The organism is Luteitalea sp., assembly GCA_009377605.1.
GTDB lineage: Bacteria > Acidobacteriota > Vicinamibacteria > Vicinamibacterales > Vicinamibacteraceae > WHTT01.
In genome coordinates this window covers 1-23,726 of the sequence record WHTT01000061.1, presented here as the reverse complement: position 1 = coordinate 23,726, position 23,726 = coordinate 1, and the positions used below count along the sequence as shown (strand labels likewise).

At 64.8% G+C, this 23,726-nt stretch carries 19 protein-coding genes; 9 read left to right on the top strand and 10 right to left on the bottom strand.

The annotated features are described in order from the left end of the window. Positions 1-7 precede the first annotated feature (7 nt). On the top strand, positions 8-235 hold the full coding sequence (locus tag GEV06_19010) for a prolyl oligopeptidase family serine peptidase (GenBank protein ID MPZ19982.1): 228 nt from the start codon (positions 8-10) through the stop codon (positions 233-235). A 35-nt stretch (positions 236-270) separates the two neighbouring features. On the opposite strand, the gene GEV06_19005 is transcribed toward GEV06_19010, so the two are convergent. Then, on the bottom strand, positions 271-1,362 hold the full coding sequence (locus tag GEV06_19005) for an alkene reductase (GenBank protein ID MPZ19981.1): 1,092 nt from the start codon (positions 1,360-1,362) through the stop codon (positions 271-273). Between the two features lie 154 nt (positions 1,363-1,516). Here GEV06_19005 and GEV06_19000 point away from each other — a divergent pair, with 154 nt between their 5' ends. Further along, positions 1,517-2,485: a helix-turn-helix domain-containing protein gene (locus tag GEV06_19000; protein ID MPZ19980.1), complete on the top strand. Its 969-nt coding sequence runs from the start codon at positions 1,517-1,519 to the stop codon at positions 2,483-2,485. On the opposite strand, the gene GEV06_18995 is transcribed toward GEV06_19000, so the two are convergent. Continuing rightward, positions 2,482-2,988: a damage-inducible protein DinB gene (locus GEV06_18995; GenBank protein MPZ19979.1), complete on the bottom strand. Its 507-nt coding sequence runs from the start codon at positions 2,986-2,988 to the stop codon at positions 2,482-2,484. The two genes, GEV06_19000 and GEV06_18995, sit on opposite strands and share 4 nt — an antisense overlap. 250 nt (positions 2,989-3,238) lie before the next feature. Between GEV06_18995 and GEV06_18990 the strand changes: the two genes are divergently transcribed. Further along, positions 3,239-4,279, top strand: coding sequence for a hypothetical protein (locus GEV06_18990; protein MPZ19978.1), 1,041 nt, complete (start codon positions 3,239-3,241; stop codon positions 4,277-4,279). Between the two features lie 62 nt (positions 4,280-4,341). Here GEV06_18990 and GEV06_18985 read toward each other — a convergent pair whose 3' ends face one another. Beyond that, positions 4,342-6,000: an amidohydrolase family protein gene (locus tag GEV06_18985; GenBank protein MPZ19977.1), complete on the bottom strand. Its 1,659-nt coding sequence runs from the start codon at positions 5,998-6,000 to the stop codon at positions 4,342-4,344. 127 nt (positions 6,001-6,127) lie between these two features. Here GEV06_18985 and GEV06_18980 point away from each other — a divergent pair, with 127 nt between their 5' ends. Further along, positions 6,128-6,988 (top strand): helix-turn-helix domain-containing protein, encoded by an 861-nt coding sequence (locus tag GEV06_18980; protein MPZ19976.1) that lies wholly within the window; start codon positions 6,128-6,130, stop codon positions 6,986-6,988. 2 nt (positions 6,989-6,990) lie between these two features. On the opposite strand, the gene GEV06_18975 is transcribed toward GEV06_18980, so the two are convergent. Further along, entirely contained in the window at positions 6,991-7,761 is a 771-nt protein-coding gene (locus GEV06_18975) for a hypothetical protein (GenBank protein ID MPZ19975.1), read from the bottom strand. A gap of 308 nt (positions 7,762-8,069) precedes the next feature. On the opposite strand from GEV06_18975, the gene GEV06_18970 reads away from it, so the two are divergent. Next, complete coding sequence (locus tag GEV06_18970; GenBank protein MPZ19974.1) at positions 8,070-10,112, top strand: hypothetical protein; 2,043 nt, start codon at positions 8,070-8,072, stop codon at positions 10,110-10,112. Positions 10,113-10,131: 19 nt separating this feature from the next. Here GEV06_18970 and GEV06_18965 read toward each other — a convergent pair whose 3' ends face one another. Both GEV06_18965 and GEV06_18960 read right to left on the bottom strand, forming a co-directional pair. Beyond that, positions 10,132-11,097 carry a hypothetical protein gene (locus GEV06_18965; protein MPZ19973.1) on the bottom strand — a complete coding sequence of 322 codons (966 nt, stop codon included), beginning with the start codon at positions 11,095-11,097 and terminating at the stop codon, positions 10,132-10,134. Between the two features lie 85 nt (positions 11,098-11,182). After that, complete coding sequence (locus GEV06_18960) at positions 11,183-14,527, bottom strand: TonB-dependent receptor plug domain-containing protein (protein ID MPZ19972.1); 3,345 nt, start codon at positions 14,525-14,527, stop codon at positions 11,183-11,185. Between the two features lie 373 nt (positions 14,528-14,900). Between GEV06_18960 and GEV06_18955 the strand changes: the two genes are divergently transcribed. Together GEV06_18955 and GEV06_18950 are read left to right on the top strand one after the other, a co-directional pair. Beyond that, the gene (locus GEV06_18955) at positions 14,901-15,905 is read left to right on the top strand and encodes a hypothetical protein (protein MPZ19971.1); all 1,005 of its coding nucleotides are present in this window, start codon (positions 14,901-14,903) and stop codon (positions 15,903-15,905) included. Positions 15,906-15,939: 34 nt separating this feature from the next. Beyond that, positions 15,940-17,364 carry a fucose isomerase gene (locus GEV06_18950; GenBank protein MPZ19970.1) on the top strand — a complete coding sequence of 475 codons (1,425 nt, stop codon included), beginning with the start codon at positions 15,940-15,942 and terminating at the stop codon, positions 17,362-17,364. 2 nt (positions 17,365-17,366) lie between these two features. Here the strand turns inward: GEV06_18950 and GEV06_18945 are convergent, their stop codons facing one another. Further along, the gene (locus tag GEV06_18945) at positions 17,367-18,317 is read right to left on the bottom strand and encodes an NAD-dependent epimerase/dehydratase family protein (GenBank protein ID MPZ19969.1); all 951 of its coding nucleotides are present in this window, start codon (positions 18,315-18,317) and stop codon (positions 17,367-17,369) included. A 59-nt stretch (positions 18,318-18,376) separates the two neighbouring features. On the opposite strand from GEV06_18945, the gene GEV06_18940 reads away from it, so the two are divergent. Continuing rightward, positions 18,377-19,129 carry an SDR family NAD(P)-dependent oxidoreductase gene (locus tag GEV06_18940; protein MPZ19968.1) on the top strand — a complete coding sequence of 251 codons (753 nt, stop codon included), beginning with the start codon at positions 18,377-18,379 and terminating at the stop codon, positions 19,127-19,129. 17 nt (positions 19,130-19,146) lie between these two features. Continuing rightward, positions 19,147-19,437 (top strand): hypothetical protein, encoded by a 291-nt coding sequence (locus GEV06_18935; GenBank protein ID MPZ19967.1) that lies wholly within the window; start codon positions 19,147-19,149, stop codon positions 19,435-19,437. Positions 19,438-19,614: 177 nt separating this feature from the next. Here the strand turns inward: GEV06_18935 and GEV06_18930 are convergent, their stop codons facing one another. The 3 genes from GEV06_18930 to GEV06_18920 form a co-directional block, all read right to left on the bottom strand. Next, positions 19,615-20,658, bottom strand: a complete 1,044-nt coding sequence (locus tag GEV06_18930) for an FtsX-like permease family protein (protein ID MPZ19966.1) — start codon at positions 20,656-20,658, stop codon at positions 19,615-19,617. After that, complete coding sequence (locus GEV06_18925) at positions 20,618-20,899, bottom strand: hypothetical protein (GenBank protein MPZ19965.1); 282 nt, start codon at positions 20,897-20,899, stop codon at positions 20,618-20,620. Before GEV06_18925 ends, GEV06_18930 begins: the two co-directional genes overlap by 41 nt. Before the next feature lie 610 nt (positions 20,900-21,509). Further along, positions 21,510-23,726: FtsX-like permease family protein (locus GEV06_18920; GenBank protein ID MPZ19964.1), on the bottom strand; the 2,217-nt coding region annotated here is incomplete at its 5' end.

Here is a 23,726-nt window from a genome sequence, read left to right as displayed (position 1 = left end):
TCCGAAGATGGTCGATCGCCTGGCGGCGCAAAAGCTGCCGCTTTGGATCTTTCATGGCGGCCGCGATACGGTCGTGCAGCCGTCGCGCTCACTCGAGATGGCCGTCGCGCTCGAAGCCGCCGGACATCCCGACGTCCGTCTTACCGTCCACGAAGATCTCGGGCACAATGTGTGGACGCGTGTCTACGAAGGCCAGGACCTCTATTCCTGGTTCCTTAAACAGCGCCGCGAATAGCCGCCAATGGTCCACGGTGTCGGCCACCATCGTCGTTACACGGGCTCGGCCGCAATGGGATCCAGAAACGGGTAGTCAACGTACCCCGCCCCCTCACCACCGTAGAACGTCGCAGGGTCAGGTGCGTTGAGCGGCGCCTGTTCTTTGAACCGTCGTGGAAGATCTGGGTTCGCCAGAAACCTGACCCCGTACGCCACGAGATCGGCACCGCCGGCGCGGATAGCGGCCTGTCCAGACGTGTCCTCGTAGCCGCCGTTCACGATGAGCGTCCCTCGGAACAGCGCGCGAAGCGCGGGCGTGATCCGCTGATGGGCTGGGACGGCCCATTGGCCGCCGATTGTTTCGTTGACCGCGAGATACGCCACACCGCGGGCCGAGAGCTCCTTCACCAGATACGAGAACGTGGCCAGCGGGTTCGAATCGCTCATCGAGTTGAAGGCGCTCGTCGGCGAGATCTTGTAGCCGACGCGACCGGCATCCCAAACGCTGGCGACAGCCTCCACGATCTCGAGCGGGAGACGGGCGCGATTCGGGATGCTGCCCCCGTACGCATCCGTGCGCTGGTTGGCGCCGTCCCGCAGGAACTGGTCGGGTAAGTATCCGTTCGCCCCATGGATCTCCACACCGTCGAATCCCGCGAGCTTCGCCTGCTCGGCGCCGCACCGGAACTGGTCGACGATGTGCGGTAACTCTGCGAGATCGAGCGCACGCGGCGCGACCATGGGCTTCGGTCCGGCGTATGTGTAGCTCTGACCTTCCGGCGCGATGGCCGACGGTGCCACTGGCAACTCACCGCCGTGGAAGTCGGGATGCGAGATACGCCCGACATGCCACAACTGTAGAAACATGACGCCGCCGGCCCGATGCACCGCGTCGGTGACCATGCGCCACCCGGCAACTTGCTCCGCAGAGTGAATCCCCGGCGTGCGGACGTAACCCACGCCTTGCGGGCTCACCTGTGACGCTTCGGTCACGATCACGCCAGCCGTGGCGCGCTGACTGTAGTAGGTCGCTGCAAGGGGAGTCGGCACGTTGCCGGCCACCGCCCGATTCCGCGTCATGGCCGACATCATCATCCGATTCGCCACGGCGAGATCGCCCAACTGATATGAAGTGAACAGCTCCATCGTCTATCGTCCCTCCGCCCTCTTTCATCGAGATCCTCGAGGGCTGGAAACGACGATAGACCCGCTACAATGGAGTGTCGACCGTCAAGAGTCGCAAATATATGTCCATTCGTCTCAATTGATCAGGAGCGTGTAGAGTAATAGCGGTGCTGCTATGGATGTCTTGACCGACGTCGTCCAGTCAGTAGGGTTTCGGAACGATGTGCATGGCCGATGGGAGTTCTCCGCGCCATGGGGGCTCGTCATGGAGGGCTGGCGGGCGCATGCCTGCTTTTATGTCGTGACGCGTGGGACGGCCTGGATCGAGGTGGACGGGAGGGAGGCGCCGCTGCACGTCGCTGGGAGCGACTTCGTCCTGCTGGCGAAGGGCCAACGACATGTGATCAAGGACAACGCCGCCACGGTGCCGCTGCCCGCAAAGGACATCTTGTGTCGCAACCCGGCGCGGCGAGACTGTCAACCTGGAGGCGTGTTCGAGTACGGCGGCGGCGGCGCGCGGACGACGCTCGTAAACGGCTGCTTTGCGTTCGATGATGCGGACAATCCGTTGATTGCTGCGCTCCCGCCCATCATCCATGTCACGGGCGACCAGGGCCCGCCGCCGATGTGGCTCGAAGCGAGTCTCCAGTTCATGGCGACGGAGATGTCTTCCGGCCAGCTCGGCGCGGCTACGGTGGTAGGCCGCCTTGCGGACATCCTGCTCGTGCAGGCTGTGCGCGCGCACCTGGCGCAAGGCGGCGAGAGCGTACAGGGCTGGCTCCGCGCGTTGCTCGATCCGCAGATCAGTGAGGCGCTCGGCTTGATCCACGCGCGTCCATCGGACGGCTGGACCGTTGAGTCGCTCGCTGCTCGCGTTGCCATGTCACGATCCGCGTTTGCCGCCAGATTTTCGGCCCTTGTCGGCGAGCCGCCACTGACGTACCTCACGCGCTGGCGGATGCATCGTGCCCGTCGCCTGCTCGCCTCCACCCATGCTCGGGTCGGTGACATTGCCGCGCAGGTCGGTTACGAGACCGAGAGCGCTTTCCACAAGGCGTTCAAGCGCTGGGCGGGCGTGGCGCCCAGCGCGTACCGGCAGTCCCGGCTGAACGGCGCAGCACCCTCGGCGGGCGCGGCCTCCTAATCGCCACTCGCTTTCGACCAGGGAGGGACGATGTCGTTCATACGAGCGTACGCGATGGCTTGTCCCATGTGCTCGTGGTTGTGGACGAGGATGCGCAGAAACACCTGTTCGGACGTTGTCTCCTGACCACGGAACTCCACCTTCTTCTCTCTGTCCGTGGTCGGATAGCTCTTACGGACCGCGTCGAACGACGCCTGGAGCCACTTGAGCACCTCCGCCTTGTCGGTGATGCTCTTCTCGGGATCCTTGGGCAGCTTCGACAGGCCGTCCGGCACCTTGACGCCCGCCTGTTCGAGGAGCCAGAAGTTGCCCACCGCAACATGCACGTAGACCTCGCTCATGGAGCGGACGCCCGCTGCAGGCCGCCAGCCGAACTTCTCCGCAGGTGTGGCGTCGGCGAGCTCTCCGAGCTGGCGCGCGGCCATATTGAACTCGGCCAGCCAACCCTGCCCGAGCTCTGGCGCCTGTGCTGCCGCGACCTGCGAAAGCATCACCCCGCCCATCGTCAGACCGGCGACCAAAAGAGCAGGAGCACCGACCGAGCACCGCCATGAACGGCGAGATCTCCGCATCGCGCGGTTACCATCCGATCGTTCTATCGCCATCTCAGACCCTCCCTTCGAAACACTCACTCATTGGCATTTACGGAAATATTACCGGCGCGTCACACATTTGCCATACTTGCAGCTCAAGGTAGGGCCGCCTCGCCGAGGCGGCCGTGACGGCGCGCGTGCCCTACCATCGGGGAACATCATGATACCCATTCGACTCCTCACGTTTGGCTTGCTCCTGACCAGCACCATCTGCGCCACGGCGGGCCAAGACGTCGGTGGTGTGGCGAGCGGCACGCGGCGCGATGCTCCCGAGAGGCGATGGCCACCGTCACGCGACAACGACACGACGAGACTGTTCCGTCTCATGGGAAAGAATACGATCTGGACGCACGTCGATACCGTGGAGATGGATTGGCCGACGTTTCACACGCAGGGGCTCGTCAAGATCGGGCAGACCTTCTATGTGTCTGCCGTCGAGGTGCTCGAGAGCACCGAACGTAACGGCACCGAGACCGACGCCGTCTACGACTTCTCACTCGATCGTTCCACGGGCGCTGGACGTGCGTGGCTGTTCAAGTTCGACGCCGCTGGCCATTTGATCGGCAAGGTCGAGCTCACCAACGGCACAACGTATCATCCCGGCGGCATCGACTACGACGGCAAGCACCTGTGGGTACCCGTGGCCGAGTACCGGCCGAACAGCAAGAGCAACATCTACCGCGTCGATCCGAAGACACTCGCGGTCGAGCGCGTCTTCAGCGAGAACGATCACATCGGCGGTATCGTGCACAACGTTCACCGAGGCATACTCCACGGCGTCAGCTGGGGCTCACGGCGCCTGTATACGTGGAAGCTCATTGAGCGGACGCATGACCCGAAGGTCGTGTCCTCCGGCTGGACACCGAACGCGCAGTTCTACATCGACTATCAAGACTGCCACTATCAGGGCGTCGAGTACATGTTGTGCGCCGGCGTCGGCGGCTACACTACGCCGCGTGGCGACATCGCGTTCGGCGGCTTGGAGCTCGTCGACTTGCGCCGCGCTCGTTCGGAGCACCAAATCCCGGTCAATCTCTTCATCGATGAAGGCGCAGGGGACAATCCCGGTCTCGCCCTCACGCACAATGCGTTCTGGCTGGAGCCGCTCGGCAATGGCTCGATGCGCGCCTACTTCATGACGGAGAGCGACAATCAAGCCGACCTGCTCGTGTACGACGCGACACCGTGGGTCAACCGCTAGGGACGGGCCACCCCAGCGCGGCTGCCGCGCTGGGGACCCCGGCGCCTCGCCGAGGCGTCCGCCTAGCGCGCACCGGACGATCCTGTCGGTGCCTCCGCTGGCCGACCGGGCCCGTAGAGCACACGGCCGGGACGAGCGCTCGTCATGGCACCCTGCTCGAACACGATCTCACCGTTGACAACCACGAGGGAGACACCCTCGGCGTACTGATGGGGACGTTCGTAGGTCGCGGACGCGCGGACGCTGGCCGGATCGAAGAGCACGAGATCGGCGCGTAGCCCAGGACGAAGCAGCCCGCGATCGCCCAGCGACAGGCGCTGCGCTGGCAACGCGCTCATCTTGCGGACCGCTTCTTCGAGCGTGAGCACGCGCTTCTCGCGGACGTACACGCCGAGCACGCGTGCGAAGGTGCCATAGCTCCGCGGGTGCGGGACGTTCTCGCCAAAGATCGGCACCTCGCCATCCGACGCAATCATCGTCGCCGGATGCTGCAGGATTCGCACCAGATCCTCCTCGCCGATTGCGTGGAAGATGCCTTGGCAGCCCCCTTGCTCGATGATCCAGAGCGCCGTCTCGGCGGATTGCTCGAGGGTCGGCTCCTGCCCTCGCTCGCGCGTCACGTCGCCAAGCGTCTTGCCGGCCAGTGACGGCTGCCAGTCGCACCGCGCAAGCTGCACGTTCTTTGGATCGCCGCCGCCACGCTCGTCGCGGATGATCCTGACGGTCTCCGCGCGAATCTTGGCGCGTGTGGCTGGGTCGCGTAGTCGCGCCCGGATACGCTCCTCTCCGCCCTCCTGCGCCCAGGTGGGCAGCAGCGCCGCTTGCACGCTGGTGCTCGACGCCGTGTACGGATACTGATCGATCGTGACGTCCACGCCACGTGCCCGTGCCTCGTCAACCAGGCGCAGTGTCTCGACGCTCTGCCCCCAGTTGGCGACACCCACGACCTTGTGATGGGTGACCTGCGTGGGCAGGCCGCCTTGCTCGCCAATGGTGATGGTTTCCTTCACGCTGTCGGCCACCCTCGAGGCTTCGTCGCGCATGTGTGAGATGTGAAGGCCGCCGTAGCGGCCGGCCACCTTGGCGAGCTCGACCACCTCTGACGTCGTGGAGAAGGTGCCGGGGACATAGAACAAGCCGGTGCTCAGGCCGAAGGCGCCCGCGCGCATCTCCCGATCGACCAGCCGGCGCATGCGCTCGATCTCGCCGGCGCTGGGCTCGCGATCGACCTCTCCCATCACCTCCCGTCGAATCGATCCCTGACCCACGAAGCTGCCGATATTCACACTCGTGCCCAGCGCTTCGAGCTTCTCGAGAAAGGCCTGCAGCGGCAGGGGCGAGCTGCCGTCCGGCCCTTCCATGACCGTCGTGACGCCTTGGCGCACGTAGTTCTCGGCCGTGGGCACGTCGAAGATGCCGCGCCGCGCGTGAGTGTGGATGTCGATGAACCCCGGAGCGAGGATGAGCCCCTTGGCGTCGATGACACGTCCGTCCGTGCTACTCGCCGCCGGGGCCTCGATCACCGGAGCGATCTGCACGATCGTGTCGCCGCTGATCGCCACGTCGCCCCGGTACCACGGGCTTCCGCTGCCGTCGACGATGCGGGCGTGGCGGATGAGGAGATCGAACGAGGGCGCCGCCGCGTCCGGTTGTCGTGCGAAGAGAACCGCTGCGGTCGCCAGCCCGGCGAGGGTTGCCGTCAGAAGAGTCTGTCGCGTCATGGTTCGGTTCACTCGCGACGGAGTGTATCCCGATTCGTCCCGTCCTGGGTTGCGGTGACCTCGCCCCGGCGGCACAAGTTGACACGGCGCGACTCAATCAAACTGGCCCCGGCGTCATCCGTTCAATATGTCGCAACGAGGTGTAGAATTTCGAAACATGACTCGTCCCCCCGCAAAGGCAGCGCGGATCATCCGCCGAGCCGAGACCGAGCGAGACGACAAGTACTTCTCGAAGGTCATTGGGAAGGCGCTCGACATCATGGCCATCCTGCGGGTCTCCTCGCAGCCGCTGTCGCTCAATGAGCTGACGTTGGCCGTCGGCTTGGCGAAGAGCTCCGTCTTCCGCATGGTGCACACCTTGGAGGTGTCCGGCTATCTCGAGCGCGATCCCGTGGGGCGCTATTCGGTCTCCGCCGGCGTGCGAGCATGGGGCCGCGAGCAGTTCCTCGCGGACTTGATCGAGGCGGCGCAGCCGATCATGCGCCGATTGATCGCCGAGCTGGGCGAGACGGTCAGCCTGGCGATGCGCTTCGACAACCGCATCGAGGTCGTCTCGTCGATCGAGAGCCCACAGCTCATCCGGATGGGCAACACGGTCGGTCGCATCCTGCCGCCACACGCCAGCTCGCTGGGCAAAGCCATCACCGCGTACCAGACGGACGGCGTTCGAGAGCGCTTGATTCGCAGCTATGGCCTGAGCCGGTTCACGAGCCACACCATCGTCGACGAGATCGCGCTGAAGGCGGAGTACGAGCGGATTTGCAATCGCAACTACAGTATCGACGCGGAGGAGAGCGTGCTCGAGGGCCGCTGCTTTGGCGCCCCCGTTTTTGCTCCGAAACAGGAGGTGTTCGCGGCGTTGAGCATCTCGGTGCCGAAGATGCGTGTCCGCGATAAGCAGGTGGAAGCGCGGCTGGTCAACACCGTTCGTCGCGGCGCCGACGAGATCGGCGCGCGGATCACCGCCACGTCGCGCGCCACCGCCTGACGTCAGTGCGTAAAGCGAGCCATCGCATCGCGGAGCTTCGCCACCGAGAAGCCCGGCTGCCTCGCGAGATCGAGGATCACCCGCTCTTGGTCACGCACGCGCATCGCTTCGTCGGCCACGCGCGCCGCCACCGCCGAGGGCACCGCGACGACGCCATTGACGTCGCCGTGCAGCAGGTCGCCCGGTTGTACCGCCAGGCCGCTGAGCGTGACCGGCAGACCGACGTCGCAGATGACCGGGTTGCCGTGGGACACCACGAACCCGGGACAGAAGTACTGGAATTCGCCCAGCGCCTCCACCTCCAGGACGTCGCGGAGGCCGCCGTCGCTCACACAGCCCACGGCGCCGAGCGCCTTGGCGATGGTCGCCATCACCTCACCCATGTGGCAGGATCGGCGTGAATCCTGTCCGACGTCTTTGATCACCAGCACTGCGGGCTTGGGCGCTGCTTCGAGCGCCTCCCAGAGGGGGAGCAGTCCACGCGGGCGCTCGCGTCCCTCGGTGGTGCTGTCCGCGGTGCAGGTGACCGCGTATCCGACCATGCTGCCCTGGCGCGGAAACGCGCAGCGCAGATCGTAGCCCGCGTAGCCCTCACAGCGCGGACGGATCTCGAAGCGCTCGATTGCGTTGGCGACGGTGGGACTATCAAGGGCGCGAAGTGCCTCGATCTGCTCGCGCGTCAGCGTGTCGGCACTGCCGGAATCACCCCGCGAGGCTCGGCTGTCAGAACGGAACTCGGTCGACTCTCTCACGATGGCGGTCCTCCAAGAGATGCGAGCGCTGAATCTCTATTGATCGCGCCGGTATTGTAACCCACGGAATGTACGTGATAGAAAATGGAACACGTTTCAAATATGGGCCTGGGAGCGTGCGCATGACGAGGAGCGTTGGAGCGCGGCTGCGGCCGCGCGGGCGGGTGATGGGGACGACCGGTCTGATGAGGTCCGGATTCGGCAGGGTCGTGATCGCGGTGATCGCGGCGGCGCCGGGACTGGTCGCTGAGCCGCAGCCGCTCCAGTCGGCCCATGCGGGTGCGTCGTCTGCCGGGGCCGGCACCTCTGCGGTTCCCGGGACCCTCGATCTGACTGAAGCCGTGATCGTCGGGCCGGCCACCACCAACGAGCGACAGCACACTGCGCTGCGCGTCCTGGTCGAAGAGGTCGAGAAGCGCACACGTATCCGCCTTCCGCTCCGGGCAGAGAGTAACGCGGCTGCGCGGCCCCGCCTCGTTGTCGGCACTCGTGCGTCGCTGCAGGGACGCGCCCGTGACATTCCTGGTGGTCTGCCGTCGGTGGCGCCGCCCGGCGCGGAAGGCTACGTGCTGCGCGTCGACGCGGACCGGACGCCGGCAACCGTGTTCGTGATCGGCGCCGACGACCGCGGCACGTTGTTCGGTGTGGGGCGGCTGCTGCGCGAGATGCGCATGACACCCGGTCAGTTGTCCCTCAGGAGCGACGTGCAGATCGCCGCCGCCCCAGAAGTGGCGCTCCGCGGCCATCAGTTGGGCTACCGTCCCAAGACGAACTCGTACGACGGCTTTACCGTGGCGATGTGGGAGCAGTACATCCGAGACCTCGCAATCTTCGGGACGAACGCCGTCGAGCTGATTCCGCCGCGATCGGACGATGAGGCAGAGAGTCCGCACTTTCCACTCCCGCAGATGGAGATGATGGTCGAGATGTCGCGCATCCTCGACCGCTATGGGCTCGACGTGTGGATCTGGTATCCCGCGCTCGATCCCGACTATACCAAGCCGGCGCAGGTTGAGCAGGCGCTGAAGGAGTGGGCGGAGGTGTTTCGTCGGCTTCCGCGGATCGATGCCGTGATGGTGCCCGGCGGCGATCCGGGCCACACCGAGCCAGACGTCATGTTCGCCCTCCTCGAGAAGCAGACCGCGTCGCTCCGCAAGTATCACCCTGACGCCACGATGTGGCTGTCGCCGCAAGGTTTCTCGAAGGCGTGGATGGAGGAGTTCTACGGCCTGATTGCCCAGCGGCCGCCCTGGCTGACCGGTGTCGTCTTCGGCCCGCAGAACCGCGACGATTTGCCCCTGTTCCGCAAGCGCGTGCCGACGCAGTATCGTATCCGCCGCTATCCAGACATCACGCACACCATTCGCGCGGAATACGGCGTGCCCGACTGGGATGTGGCGCACATGTTGACGTCGGGGCGTGAGCCGATCAATCCGCGTCCCACGGATCAGGCGACCATCTTCCGCACGCTGGACGAGCACGCGTCGGACTTCATCACCTACTCCGAGGGCGTCAACGAAGACGTGAACAAGATCGTGTGGAGCGCGCTCGGGTGGGATCGCGATACCGAGGTGCTCGACATCCTGCGCCAGTACAGTCGCTATTTCATCGGCGAGCGCTACACCGAGACGTTCGCGCAGGGGCTGCTTGCGTTGGAGCGCAACTGGCGAGGCTCGCTGTTGGCGAACGACGGTGTCTACACGACGCTCCAGCAGTTCCAAGACATGGAGCGCGCGGCTGCGCCGCAGACGCTGCTCAACTGGCGGTTTCAGCAGGCGCTCTATCGCGCGTACTACGACGCGTACGTCCGCGCACGCCTCGTCATCGAGACTGCGCAGGAAGCAGAAGCCGTGGAGCGGCTGCGAGCGGCGAAGCCGATTGGCTCGCTGGCGGCGCTCGCACAGGCGGAAGCCGTGCTGCGCCGCGCGGATGCGGAGACGCCCGCGGAGGACTGGCAGCGGCGGGTCTACGCGCTCGCCGAAGCGTTGTATCAAAGCACGCGCATGCAACTGAGTGTCGAACAGTATGGGGCCATCGGTCGGGAGCGTGGCGCGACGTTGGACGGCGTCGAGACCCCCGTGAACAACCGCTCGTGGCTCTACGATCAATTCTCCCGGGTGCGCGTCGTCTACGCCGGCGATGTCTCCAGCAATCCACCGAAGGTTCGGCTGACGGCAAACGACGGGATTGAGATCGCCCCCTACACGGCCAAGCCGTCGCCGATTGCACCGCTGGAGTGGCCGATCCCGCACGAAGCGACACGCGGCGGCTCGCTGACGCTGAATTTTCTGCCGACGCCTGGATTGCGCGGCGCCGGCCGCGGGGTGCAGGTTGCCGAGGTGTGGCTGATTCGCGAAGAGGTGAGCCAATGAGGTGAGCCGGTCTTCGGTCTTACCCTTGGCTACTGGAGGAGACGCGGGACCAGTCTGCGGCCTCGGCACGCTCGAGCCAGGCGGGAAGCCAGGACTTCAGTTTCGCGGCGTGGGCACGGCGTTCGTCAGACACGGGCCAGGGGAGCGGCCCAGTAGGTAGACCACGCGCCTCAAGCGCGATGCGGATACCCCACGGGACCGGAAAGGCTGCAAGCGCGGCGATCAGCTCCGAGATCAGGGCGCGAACATGGGCGAGACGTGTGGCGTCGCCCGACGTCGCCGCGCGCACGAGCGCTACGAGCAGCTCCGGACAGAAGCTCGCCAGACCGGACACGCCGCCGTTCCAGCCAAGCGCGAGCCCATCGGCCAGCTTTGAATCATCGCCGATGAGTAGCGTCCAACCGCGTGCGCCGCGCGCGTCGGCGAAGCGCGCGAGCCGATCGGGTCGGCCGCTGCTGTCCTTGATCCCGCGCACGTGCGGTTCCTGCTCGAGTAGCGCGATGGCGGTTTCTGGCGCGAGGGGGCTCGCGAAGTCCGGCAAATCGTACAGCAGGCAGGGGGCCTGGAGCGTTCGTGCGACCTCAGCGACGTAGGCATAGAGATCCTCCTGCTCATACCGGAAGAACATCGGCATGGGGACCAAGACCGCGCGGCTTCCGTGCTCGAACGCGTGGGCTCCGAGCTCCAGCACACGCCATATAGACGAGGCGCCGATGCCGACGAGCAGCGTCTTGTGGCGAGGCAGCATACGCGCCGCATGGCGGAGCAGATCGATGCGCTCGCGCACCTCCAGGTGCGGATACTCCGCGGTCGCACCGCCGAGGCAAATGCCGTCCACGTCGGCATCGAGCAATAGCTCGAGATGACGGTCGAATGTGGCGAGGTCGATCGCGCCGCTTGCGAGCCTCGGCGTGGTCACTGCCGCGAAGAGGCCAGACAAGGCGGCGTTCGGTGAGCGTTCGATGGAGTCCTGGGTCGTTGTCATAGGCGCGAGAGAAAAGGGGACAGGCCCGTTTTCCAGGCTGCGGGCCGAGGGGCCTGAAGGCCCCTCGCTCCATCCATTGAGCCCGTTAGAACCACACCCGCAATGCAAACTGCAGGATTCGTGGATCCGCCGCAGTGAGAATGCGGCCGAAGTTGCCCGAGCCGAGATTGCCCTCGGGGAGATCCAAGTTCACGCGATTGAGCACGTTGAACGCCTCGGCGCGGAACTGGAGCTTGACCAGATCCGTCAGGGAGAACGTCTTCTGGAGCCCGATGTCCAGCGACGCGAAGCCGGGACCTCTGAGCGCGTTGCGGCCGGCGGTGCCAAACGTTCCGAGCTCGTTCTCGACGAAGCCTTCAGTGTCGAACCACGCGCGGATCTCTTCGTCACGGCTGCGGTCGGACGGCAGCGACGGGTCGCCGATCTGATCCGCGCGCTGTCCGCCTGTGCCCGTACGTGCGTTGTCCACGCCGCTGCCCACCGTAAACGGCAGCCCGCTCTGCAGTGTCAGGATGCCGCTCATCGACCAGGCGCCAAGGACACCTTGGAGCACCGGATGCTCATAGTGGCCAGGCAGCTCCCAGAGCCAGGACGTCACCAGGCGATGCCGGCGATCGAAGTTCGCTGGTCCCCAGTCGAAATCGATATCGGCCGGATTCGTCACCGATTGGCCGTTCTGCTTGTTGGCGGACGAGTGGTCCAGGCTCTTCGAGAGCGAGTAGGTGGCGAGCACCGTGAAGCCTCGGCTGAAGCGCTTGTCCAGCGTGACCTGCAACGAGTGGAACTCCGAAGCGCCGGTTGGCTCGATGCTGATGATGCTCGCAAAGCTCGGATTGAGCGGCCGCCGCTCATCGGTTGTCGACGTCGTTGCGCCTGGTATGTAGACGGCGGGGTTCAGCTCACGCCCGACGGCGAGGCGATCGCCGCGAGACCCCGCGTAGGCCAGGCGCAGGAGAGACGAGGGGAAGATCTCTCGCTCGAGCGTGAGGTGCCAGGACTGTAGCCGGCCGTTTGCCATGTCCTGGTCGTAGCTGAACATGGTCATCGGCAGCACGAACTCGACGTCGCTGGCGACCGGCGCATAGGGATCGATCGGGAACGGGTTCGTGCGGCTTCCGTACGGATCTCGCATGTCGTCTTGGGCTGCACCGTCGAAGCGGAGCAGCGTGCCGAACGGCGCTTGCGTGGCCTGGCTGTTGGTCGTGATCGTATTCGGGCGGTCGTAGAAGATGCCGTAGCCGGCGCGTAGGCTGCTCTTGCCATCGCCGAACGGGTCGTACGCCAGGCCCACGCGCGGTCCGAGCTGCAACCAGTCCGCGTCGTAGGCGCCGTCGGGGAAGCCGGCATCGCCCGGATAGAGCGCGCCTTCGGGCGCGTGCTCATACACCGTCGACTGCTGGCCGGGCCGAAAGCCGGCGATTCGGTTGTTGGCGTCCGTGTACGGCAAGAACGGCTCCCAGCGGAGACCGAGGTTCAGCGTCAGCTTCGCGTTCAGGCGAAACGTGTCCTGGATGAAGGTGGCCAGCGAGTGCATGCGCGTGCCCTTGTACTCGCCCACGCCCTGTTCGAAGCGCTGGAACTTACCGAGCATGAAATCTGCGAGCGCGTCGCCCGTGAACGGGGCGGAGGAATTGAACGTGTACCGCCCGTTGCCGCGGAAATTGTTGACGACGTCCCCCGTGCCGTAGGCGTAGTCCACGCCGAGGGCCAGCTCGTGGCGCGCCGTGGTCCACCGGACGGTATCGATGATTTGGAGCTCGTCGCGCAGGAAGGTGTTGGTGTCGCCCGTGTTGGCGTTGAAATAGCCCTCGACGTTGAAGTACCACTGAGGCGTCGCGTCGTTGTAGACGTTCGAGATGCCGATCGAGGCATAGTCGGGCGGGTAGACCTGGAAGTTGTCGTTGTTCGTCCGGTTGAATGTGACCACGAGGTTGTTCAGCATCCGATCCGACAGCATGTAGCTGTCGTTCACGGAAACGACCGTGTTCTGCCAGGTGCGGCCAAAGGCGCTGGTGAAGACATTGCTCTCTTCCAGATACGCCGGCACCGAGGCGCGCGAGACCCAGACCCGGCCATAGATCTGATGCCTGTCGCTGAAGCGATGGTCGACGCGCCCCAGCCACTGGTCATCGTCGAACGACTCTGGCTGCGCGTAGCGCAGCAGATTGGGACTGTCGGTCGGGCCCGCGTTCGGCAGCGGGACCCAATCGTTCAGTATCCCGAGCGCCACGGGGCTCAGGCGGCCGGCGGGAATCTGGTTGTTGGGGAACGGCGTGCCCGTGCGCGGATCAGTGAGTGGCTGTGACAGCGCTGAGAAATCGCCGGCGCGCTGCGCAGAGGTGGGCACCAGCACCGTGTCCGTCTGAGGCTGGCTATCCTCCGACGTGTGCTGATAGGACCCGAAGAAGAAGGTGCGCCCCTGCTTGATCGGCCCGCCGAACGTGCCGCCGATCTGCTGGCGCTTCAAGCCATCGTCTTGACCGGGCGTGAAGAAGTTCGTCGCGTTGAGACTGTGATCGCGCACATAGCCGAAGGCGAGCCCCTTGAAGTCGTTGGTGCCCGAGCGTGTCACCGCGTTGACAATCGCTCCCATCTGACGGCCGTATTCGGCGCTGAAGTTGTTGGTCTGCACGCTGAACTCTTGCAGCGCGTCAGGGTTGGGCATGGGATTCGGCGCGTTGCTGTAGTGGTCGTTGTTCGAGCCGCCGTCCAGCACGTAGTTCGTCGTGTTGCCGCGCGCACCAGCCGAGGACACCGGCTGCACGCCAGGGTACGTCGCGCCGGAGGTGAGGCTGGTCTCCGGATCTGGCTGCATGCCGGGCACGACGAGCATCAACTGCGTGGGGTTGCGACCGTTGAGCGGCAGACCTTCGATGCGCTGTTGATCGACGATGGTCTTCAGGGTGCTGGTGGTTGTGTCGACGGTTCGCGCGAGGCCGCTCACCGTGACGCTCTCGGTGACGTCGCCCACCTCGAGCGTGGCGTCGAGCCGCACCTCCTCGTTCACACGGACGGTAACGTCCGGCGTCGTGAGGATCTGAAATCCCGTGAGCTCGACGGAGACGGTATACGAGCCGACCGGCAGACCGCGCAGGACGTACTGGCCGCTTTGCGACGTGACGGCAGTGAGCGTCGTGTCGGTGGCGGTGTTCGTGGCGGTCACGGTGGCGCCAGGCACGATGCCGCCATCGGCGTCGCGCACCATCCCGACGATGCTACCGGTCGTAGTTTGGGCGGATGCCTGTGAACCGGCGCACAGCAGGGCGGCGAGGCCGGCGGCCGTGATGAAGCGCCAGAGATTCATGTCTCCTCCTCGTTCGGTCAGGGCAATGCGGCGCACGAGGCCGCAGACACATGCGGGAGCCTGGGCCACGTCGTTGATCGCGCGACGCGGCCAAATCGTGGTTGGCAAAGTACAGCGCGGTCGCATTCCAAAGTCAATACAATTATGAAACGTCACGTATAAAATGAAACGTGGTTTATGGTTTCTGGTGCACGTCGATCGTTAACGGAGGCTCGAAGCTCATGAAGAAAAGATGGAGCGCGCTGACGCTTGCCGTGTGGGCGCCGGCAGCGGTCGTGGCTGTTGGGCTGGGAGAGGCGAAGCAGCCGATCGAAGGGGACGCCGCGCCATTTCTGAGGTCCGAGCTGATCTTTCCAGTGGAGCATTGGCACAACCACGCGTCATCGATCGTCGAGACGCCGCGTGGCGACCTGCTGGTGTGTTGGTTCCATGGATCCGGAGAGCGGACGGCGGATGATGTCGTCATCCAAGGCGCCAGGCTCCAGCAAGGGCGCCGGCAATGGACCGAGCGCTTCTTGATGGCCGATACGCCCGGCTATCCCGACACCAACGCGACGATGCTCATCGACCCTCAGCAGCGTCTGTGGCTCTTCTGGCCGACCATCCTTGCGAACCGGTGGGAGTCCGCCCTGATGAAATACAAGCGCGCGCCAACGGCCGAGGGCGACGGCCGACCAGCGTGGGACACCAGCGAGGTGCTCCACGTGACGCCCGGCGACCGATTCGAGTCCGTTACAGACCGCGTGACGGACGAGTGGCGTGCGACGGCTTCCCCAGGGGCGCGCGCCTACGCGGAGGGCACATCTCCCAGATTCGGCAGGACGCGGCCAACAAGCTGACCCGTCGGCTCGGGTGGATGACGCGGGCGCATCCTCTGGTGCTGGACCAGACACGACTGATCGTGCCGCTGTACTCTGACGGCTTCAGCTTCTCGCTGATGGCCATTTCGGACGATTGGGGCGAGACCTGGAAGACCAGCACACCCTTGGTGGGCGCTGGCAACATCCAACCGTCGATCGCGCGGCGCAAGGATGGCACGCTGGTCACGTACATGCGCGACAATGGCCCGCCGCCGAAGCGCCTGATGATGAGCACCTCGACCGATCGCGGCGAAACCTGGTCTCCCGTCGTCGACTCACCATTCTTCAACCCGGGCTCTGGTGCCGAGGTGATCACCCTGAGCAGCGGGCACTGGGTGTTGATCTATAACGATCTCGAGCGGGGCCGCTACAGCTTGGCGGTGTCGCTCTCGGAAGACGAGGGGCGGACGTGGCCATGGACGCGTCACCTGGAGCGCAACCGGCCGAAGAGCGAGAACCGAGACGAGTGGGGCGAGTATCATTACCCGTCGATCATCGAAGCACGCGACGGGACGCTGCACGCCAGCTACAGTTACTTCCAGCCGGCGGCCGACTCGCAGCGTGACGCCGAGGAGCGTTCCATTCGGAAGAGCATCAAACACGCCCACTTCAACGAGGCATGGATCAAACAAGGTGACCAGTGAGGTATCCGTGTTCGCGCATCTGAATCCGCGTCCCATCCGCGTCGGCCTGCTCGATTTCGGCGATGGCCGAAGCTTTCTGCAGCAGCCGCTCGAACCGGTCAACCGGGAGTTTCGTGAAAAGCTGGTCGCATGTTTGACCGCTGACGGTTTCGACGTCCTCCTCGGCGACGAGGTGATCTGGCAGAACGAGATCGCTGTGCGGAACGGCCGCCGCATGGCCGCCGAGAACGTGGACGTCGCCCTCTTCAATTTCTCTGTGTGGGCCTGGCCGCAGTACGCGCGCGTGGCCGGACAGTTCTGCCCGCAGCCGATCGTGCTGTTCTCCACGGTCAACCCGCAGTATCCGGGCTTGGTCGGCATGCTCGCGAACGGCGGATCGCTCAAGCAGGCGGGGATTCGCCATACGAAGATGTTCGGGGACGTGGACGATCCGGCCGTGTACGCGCGGCTGCGTTCACAGTTGGTGGCGGTTGCGGCGGCGCGGCGACTCAAGGGATTGACGTACTGCCTGATCGGGGGGCGCTCACTGGGCATCGACACCACGGTCATCGACCCGGCGCAGTGGATGAAGCAGTTCGGGATCGATGTCGACCATGTCGACCAATTCGAGCTGGTGCGGCGTGCCGAGCTGGAGCTGGCGCGCGGCACGCGCGTCGATCCCGCGCTTGCATATTTGAAGGGTGCCGTGGCGAAGGTCCACTGGACGGCGCCGGACGCGACGTTCCGGCTGACCGAGGAGTTGCTGCGCCGACAAATCGCCATGTACTACGCCGCGCTGGATCTGATGAGCGATTTCAAGTACGACTTCTGTGGTATCAAGGGCCAGCGCGAGCTGACGGAGCACTTTGCCACGGCGGACATCGCGGAAGCGTTTCTGAACGATCCCTATGGGCCCGACGGTACGTCGAAGCCGCCGATCGTCTGCGCCACGGAAGCAGACTCCGATGCCGCATTGACGATGCAGATCTTCAAGCAGCTCGCGGGCGAGCCAGCGCTGTTCGCCGACGTGCGGCACTATCATGCGGACCTGGGAGTGTGGGACCTCTGCAACAGCGGCCAGCATCCCACGTTCTTCGCGGGCCGCAGCCAGGATCCGGCCGTGAACCTCGCGCGGACGGAGCTCAGGCCGCAAGGGTTCTACTTTCCGGCGGGCGGCGCGTCCGTCTATCACATTGCTGCACCAGGCGAGGTGACGTTGGCGCGTCTGACGCGCGACGATGGCCGATACGTGATGCACGTTCTGAAGGCGGAATTCGTCGATTTCGGGGAGCGCAACCACGAAATCGCTGCCATCTCGCAGGACAACTGGCCGCATGCCTTTGCAAAGTTCGACTGCTCGATCGAAACCTTCATTCAGGAGTTCAGCTCCAACCACATCCACGGCGCATATGGCGACTGGGTGCGCGAGCTACAAGGCGTGTGTGATGTGCTCGGCATCGAGTGTCGTCTCCTGCACTAGCGTTAAAATCGCTGTTCGGCGATGAACTGGCGGACGATGGAGTCGATGTCGGAGTCGACGCGGAAGCCGAGGCTGAGCGGCCGACTGATATCGAAGGCGCCCGGCCAACTGCACACGATACGCATGAGGCGTTGATCCAGCTCACAGCGAACACGCGCTCGCGCTTCGGCACCGCCGAGCCGTTCGAGGCTGTCGAGCATCTCCAACGGCGTAACGCACAAGCCAGGCAAGTTCAGTGCCCGCCTGCCTTCCAGTGCCGAGGTCGGAAGGCGAGCCGCGTGCACCAGGTTCTGGATCACTACCTCGGGTGAGCAGACCCACAGCCGGGTGTCGAGCGGCACGGGACACAGGCTGTCGATGCCGGCAAGCGGCTCGCGGACGATGCCGCTGACGAACGACGATGCCGCCGCGTTCGGCTTCCCAGGCCGAACCGCAATCGTGGCCAGCCGGCAGATGACCCCGTCGATGAAGCCCCTCCTGGAATACTCGTTCACCAGGATCTCGGCGATCGCCTTCTCAGCCCCATACGAGGACTCTGGCGCGAGCGCGATGTCTTCCGGCAGGACGTCCGGGAGGCGGCCTCCGAAAACGGCGGCGGTGCTGACGAAGATGAAACGTGGCGCGTGCGGCAGGCACCGGCAAGCCTCGAGCAGGTAACGCGTCCCGTCGACGTTGACCTGCATCCCGAGGTCGAACTCCGCTTCTGCCTGCCCGCTCACGACCGCTGCCAAGTGGTAGACGACGTCCACGTCGCGCTCGACGATGGCGTGGATGAACGCAGGGTCGATGATGGTTCCGGTTCGGCAATCGACTCGAGGATCCTCTGTCGGGCATGCGGTCGAATCGGCTGTGACGATCGTCGAAACCGCCGACAGGCTGTCGCTTCCCGAAAGAAGCGCGTTGACGAGACGGTTACCCAGAAATCCGGCGGCACCAGTAATGAGTATCTTCATGGAGCGTAGAGCGCGGGGGAGGCGCCCGCTGAGCCGACTGTCATGTTATCGTTCGCGACGTGAGCACACCACTCAGGGTTGCAATCATAACTGGTGCGGGGACAGGCATCGGCAGGGCCGTGGCGATTGGCCTCCTGAGGCAGGGCTATGCCGTCGCCCTTGCGGGACGGCGCGCGGATCGGCTGCAGGAGACCGTGACAGAGTCAGGTGCGACGAAGGCGCTCGCGATTCCGACCGACGTCACCGATCCGGAGTCGGTGCGCAGGCTGTTCGACACGACGTGCGACACGTTTGGACGCGTCGACCTCGTGTTCAACAATGCCGGCCTTGGTGCGCCTGCCGTCCCGCTCGAGCAGTTGACTCTCGAGCAATGGCGGTCGGTGGTCGACGTGAACCTGACGGGCGCGTTTCTTTGCATCCAACAGGCGTTTCGGTGTATGAAACGCCAGCGTCCGATGGGTGGGCGCATCATCAACAATGGTTCTCTCTCGGCCCACGTGCCACGGCCGAGCTCGGCGCCGTACACGGCGACGAAGCATGCGATCACCGGTCTCACGAAGTCGACGGCGCTCGACGGCCGGCCGTTCGACATCGCCTGTGGGCAGATCGACATCGGCAACGCGGCCACGGACATGACGGCGAGATACGAGACCGGGGCGCGGCAGGCCAACGGCGAGATCGTGGTGGAGCCGGTGATGGACGTCACGCACGTCGTCGGGGCGGTGCTCTACATGGCCAGTCTTCCGCTGGATGCGAACGTGCAGTTCCTCACCGTCATGGCCACGAAGATGCCATTCATCGGACGGGGATGACGCAAGATCTTGCCGCGCTGGATCGTGACATCAGGCGCGCGATCGCCAACAAGCGGTTGATCGAGCTCCTCTACGAATCGAAGCGGCGTGTTGCCGAGCCGCACGATTACGGCATTCAGAAAGGCGCAGCCAAGCTGTTGGTATATCAGGTTGGCGGGGAGAGCTCGAGTCGAATCCCTGGCTGGAAACATCTCGACGTTGCGAAGATCGAACGGCTCGTCGTTTTGGACCAGGCGTTCCGTGGCAGCCGAGGCGCCGCGCATCGCCATCACAAGTCCTGGGATGTGCTGTTCGCTAGAGTGGAGTAATCGTGCAGGAATTCACGCCGAGCTCGTTCCGGGGCCAGTCGTCTTGTTAGCTGGTCGACGCCTGTGCGGTGCTTGCTGAATCACTGGCATCAGGCGACACGGAGTCGGTCGCGATCCGGCTGCGCATGATTCATGCCAAGCTCGCCCCGGGGCGAGCTGACGGAGTGTCGTGTTGGCTCACTCGTGTCGCAATGCTTCGACAGGGTCCAGCCGGGTCGCGCGTCGTGCGGGCCACAGGGACGCGGCGAGTGAGACCAGCACGAGCACCAGCACGAGAGCAGGGACGACTGAGGCGGCTGTCACAGGCTCGTGCGAGGCAAAGGGCAACAACGGTCCCACGATGGCCGCAGCTGGAAGGCCCAAGGCGAGACCGATAGCCAGCTGCACGACGGCTTGCCGCACGACGAGCCACCGAACCTGCCGAGGAGGCGCGCCTAATGCCATTCTGACACCGATTTCGTGCGTCCGCTGCGTCACGGAATACGCGGTGAGGGCGTACAAGCCAACCGCCGACAAGAGCAACGCTACGCCGGCGAAGATCGTGAACATAATGCCGAACACCCGCTGCGGCCAGCGCGTGAATGCCAACCACTCATCCAGCATTTGGACCTGGAACAGTGGAAGATCAGGATCGAGCGCTCGGACCTCCTGTCGAAGTCGTGGCACGACCGTCTCGAGCGCCGTCTCGGTGCGAACGACCAGCGTCACGGAGCGTGTTGGCTCACTGCGAAGCGGGACGTACACCACTGGCTGCGGCGGCCCGTCTGTGTTCTGAGAGACGGTCGGCGAGACGCCGACGATTGTGAGCCAGGGCGCGGAGGTCATTGGCTCGTCTTCGCTCGCAAGGCGAATGCGCTGCCCGAGCGCAGTCTTGTGTGGCAAGTACGTGCTCACGAAAGGCTCGTTGACGATGGCCGCCTCCTGCCCGGTTGTGCCATCGTTGGCCAGGAACGATCGGCCGCGAACGAGTCGCAGGCCAAGCGTGTCGAAGTAGCGCAAGCCAACCGTGACAACCGGCACACGCGGCAGCTTGTCGCCGGCCGCAGGCGAACGTCCGTCGATCACGAGCTGGCGGGCGACCCCGCCTCCACCAGGACGGTTGTCCGTCATCGTCACGGACGCGATCCCCTGGATCGCGTTGAGCCGCTCGTCGAGGCGCTGATAGAACGCGGCCCACTGTTCAGGCGTCTCGTACGTCTGAACAGGCAAGGTCAACCTCATCGTCGTCCTGCGAGATGCTTTGGAGCCACGGCCCGATCCAAACGTCGCGGGCGGCCTCTCGCGCCAACAGGACGGGACCGAGCGCACGTCGAGCGTCGACGGCGGCTTCTGCCGGTGCGACGCCTTGCTTCTCGATCTCGCTTCGCTTCATCTCGCGGTGGAAGGCGATCTCCTCCGCAAGATCAGCGTCGAGCCGATGGCTTCGGAGCGCATACCAGAGACGGCGGATGAGTCGGCGCACTGCGACCTTTTCCTGTGTGTGAAAACAGCGCTAATTAGATACCCATCGTCTGTCGATGGGAGAATGCCATGGATTGGTATCACTGTCAACTAAGCCCGTGCGGACGCGCTCGGACTCCTCGCCGAGAGCGCCCTCGCCAGTGATTTGGATCGCGGGAAGAGGGCGATCGCTGTCAAGTCGTGATTCACGTCGACCAGGACATGCTGAACGCCGACGCTGGATCGGGCACCGAGGAGGCGGTCGCATCGGACGCCGGCCAGGCGGTGCTGGAGGATGTCGACGGCGCGCGCGTTTCCGCTGAAACGTCTCGGCGCATTGCCTGCGATGCGTCGACCGTGATGATGCAGCACGCGCCAGTCCTCGCTGACACACCTCGCAGCGTCGGTCTACGCTCTGTTAGCACTCAGCGCGTCCGCGACTGCATGTTCGGCGTGGTGCCCTCGGAGAGCGAGCCGGTCGCCCGTCGGGACGGCCGGGCGTACGATACGTCGCGATATATCGCAACTGGCCGCGCGGCCAGTTCGGCCCGGGGACGGCCAGCCCGAGCCACCATTCCCTGTCTGTGCGCCGCCGTTGGTCACGCTGACCCGCGTGGTACCGACAAGCGTCCTCACTCCGCCTTGAGAACTTCCACCGGATCCACGACTGCCGCACGCCGCGCCGGAGCGTAGCTGGCGACCAGTGCCACCACAGCCAGCAGGGCGGCCACTCCCAGATACACCTGAATATCGAGTGGCCGCACCTCGAAGAGCACGGTTGTCAGCAGCCGCGTGGCTGCAACTGCGGCCGCCATGCCGAGTGCCAATCCAGCAGCGGCCAGGACTAGCCCCCGTCCGAGAATGAGCCGCAGCACGGAACCCCTGCTGGCGCCGAGCGCCATCCGCAGACCGATCTCGTTCGATCGCTGTTCGACGGCGTGCGCCATCACACCATAGACGCCCACCATGGCAAGACATACGGCCAGTCCGGCAAACAGCCCGAACAACAAGGCACGGAATGTGGGGTCTGCCACCCCTTTGGAAACCGTCGCCTCCATGGTCGTGAACGAGACCGGTACATCGGGCGAGCTTTTCGCCGCAACGCGCCGCAATGTTCCCGCGAGCGCCGTTGGATCGCCGAGCGTTCGCGCGACAACGTTGAGTGTGCTGTTGTTGTACTGGTGCTGCTGATACGGCATGTAGCACTCCGGCCCCGGTTCGATGGACGGATTGTCCTGGCGCACGTCACCGACCACACCGACGATCGTCATCCCGGCGTCTGTATCGAACGCACAGAAGATCGTCCTTCCGATCGGGTTCTCGCCGCCGAAGGAGTCCCGAGCGAGCGCCTCATTGACGATGGCGACCGGAGACGCGTCAGCGGTATCGCTCTGGTCGAAGTCGCGCCCGTTCTTTCGGGGAATTCCCAACGCTCGAAACGTACCCGGGGCCACGATAGTCATCAGCGCCTGCGTCTCGCTCGCGCGGTCACGCCGCCCCGGCCTCCAATAGGGCCCCGACCCGGCAATGGACAAGTCCCCCGGCGGTGTCGACGTGGCGCCGACGGCGATGACCCTGGGGAGCGCCGCGATTCGGGAGAGGGTCTCCCTGAAGAACGCGTTGTTTTCCTGCCGCGCGGCGACCCCGGTTGCCTTCATCACGAGCACGTTCTCAGGTTGAAAGCCCAACTCGACATTGCGCAAAGCCACAAGGCTCTTCATCAGGAGGCCCGCTCCGGTCAGCAAGACGACGGCCAGCGCAATCTCAGATACGACGAGCACTCCACGTGTACGGATGACGCGTCCCCCCATCAGGACCTGCGTGCCTCCCAGCTTGAGCGCACCAATCAAATCGATCTTCGATGCGTGGAGTGCTGGAACCAGACCGAACAGCAGGCTGGTGGCAAGCGAAACGCCCAGCGTGAACGCGAGCACCCCCATGTCCATGCCGGTTTCAGCGAGCCGGGGCAGGTCGGCCGGAGCGAGCGCGACCAATGCTCTCGTTCCCCAGTAAGCCAGCAGCAATCCGGCAGCGCCGGCGACGAGTGCCAGCAGGACGCTCTCGGTAATCAATTGCCGGACGATCCGAGCATGACCGGCGCCCAGTGCCGCGCGCAGCCCCAACTCACGGGTGCGTGCCATCGCCTTTCCCAGCAGCAGCGTGGCGGTGTTGGCGCACGCGATCAAGAGCACAACGCCAACCACGCCCCACAAGAGATAAAGCGTGAGACGCACATCCCCCACCATGTCGTCCTGCAGTCGTGTCACGGCCACGCTTTCGCCTTCGTTGCTCTCTGGGTGCTGCCGCTCGAGGCGAGCAGCGATGGCCGTCATCTCGGTTTGCGCCTGGTCGAGTAGCAGACCCGGTTTGAGTCGTCCGACCGCGCTGTAATTATGTCCCCCGCGGTTGTCGGAGATCGTCGTTTCCGGAAACCAGAGATCCGTCTCGTCCGGGAACTGGAAGCCCGGTGGCAGCACGCCCACGATCGACAGCGCGTTGCTATAGAGGCGAACGGTTTGCCCGAGCACGTCAGGGTCCCCGCCGAAGCGGGTTTGCCAGTACCGATGGCTGATCAGCGCCGTGACGGGCCTGGGGCCCGACGTGACATCCTCCGGAGCGGGCTCAGAAGCACCGCGTTCACGACACTGAACACCGCTGTGTTCGCGCCGATGCCGAGCGCCATGACCAAGACGGCGAGCACCGCAAAGCTCGGACTTCGACGCAACGTCCGCGCTGCATACCGGAGGTCGCGAAGCACATCCTTGACGAAGGTCACACTCCGGAGGTCGCGGCACTCTTCTTTGCTCTTGCCGATGGCACCCATCGCGCGCAGCGCCGCGTATCGCGCC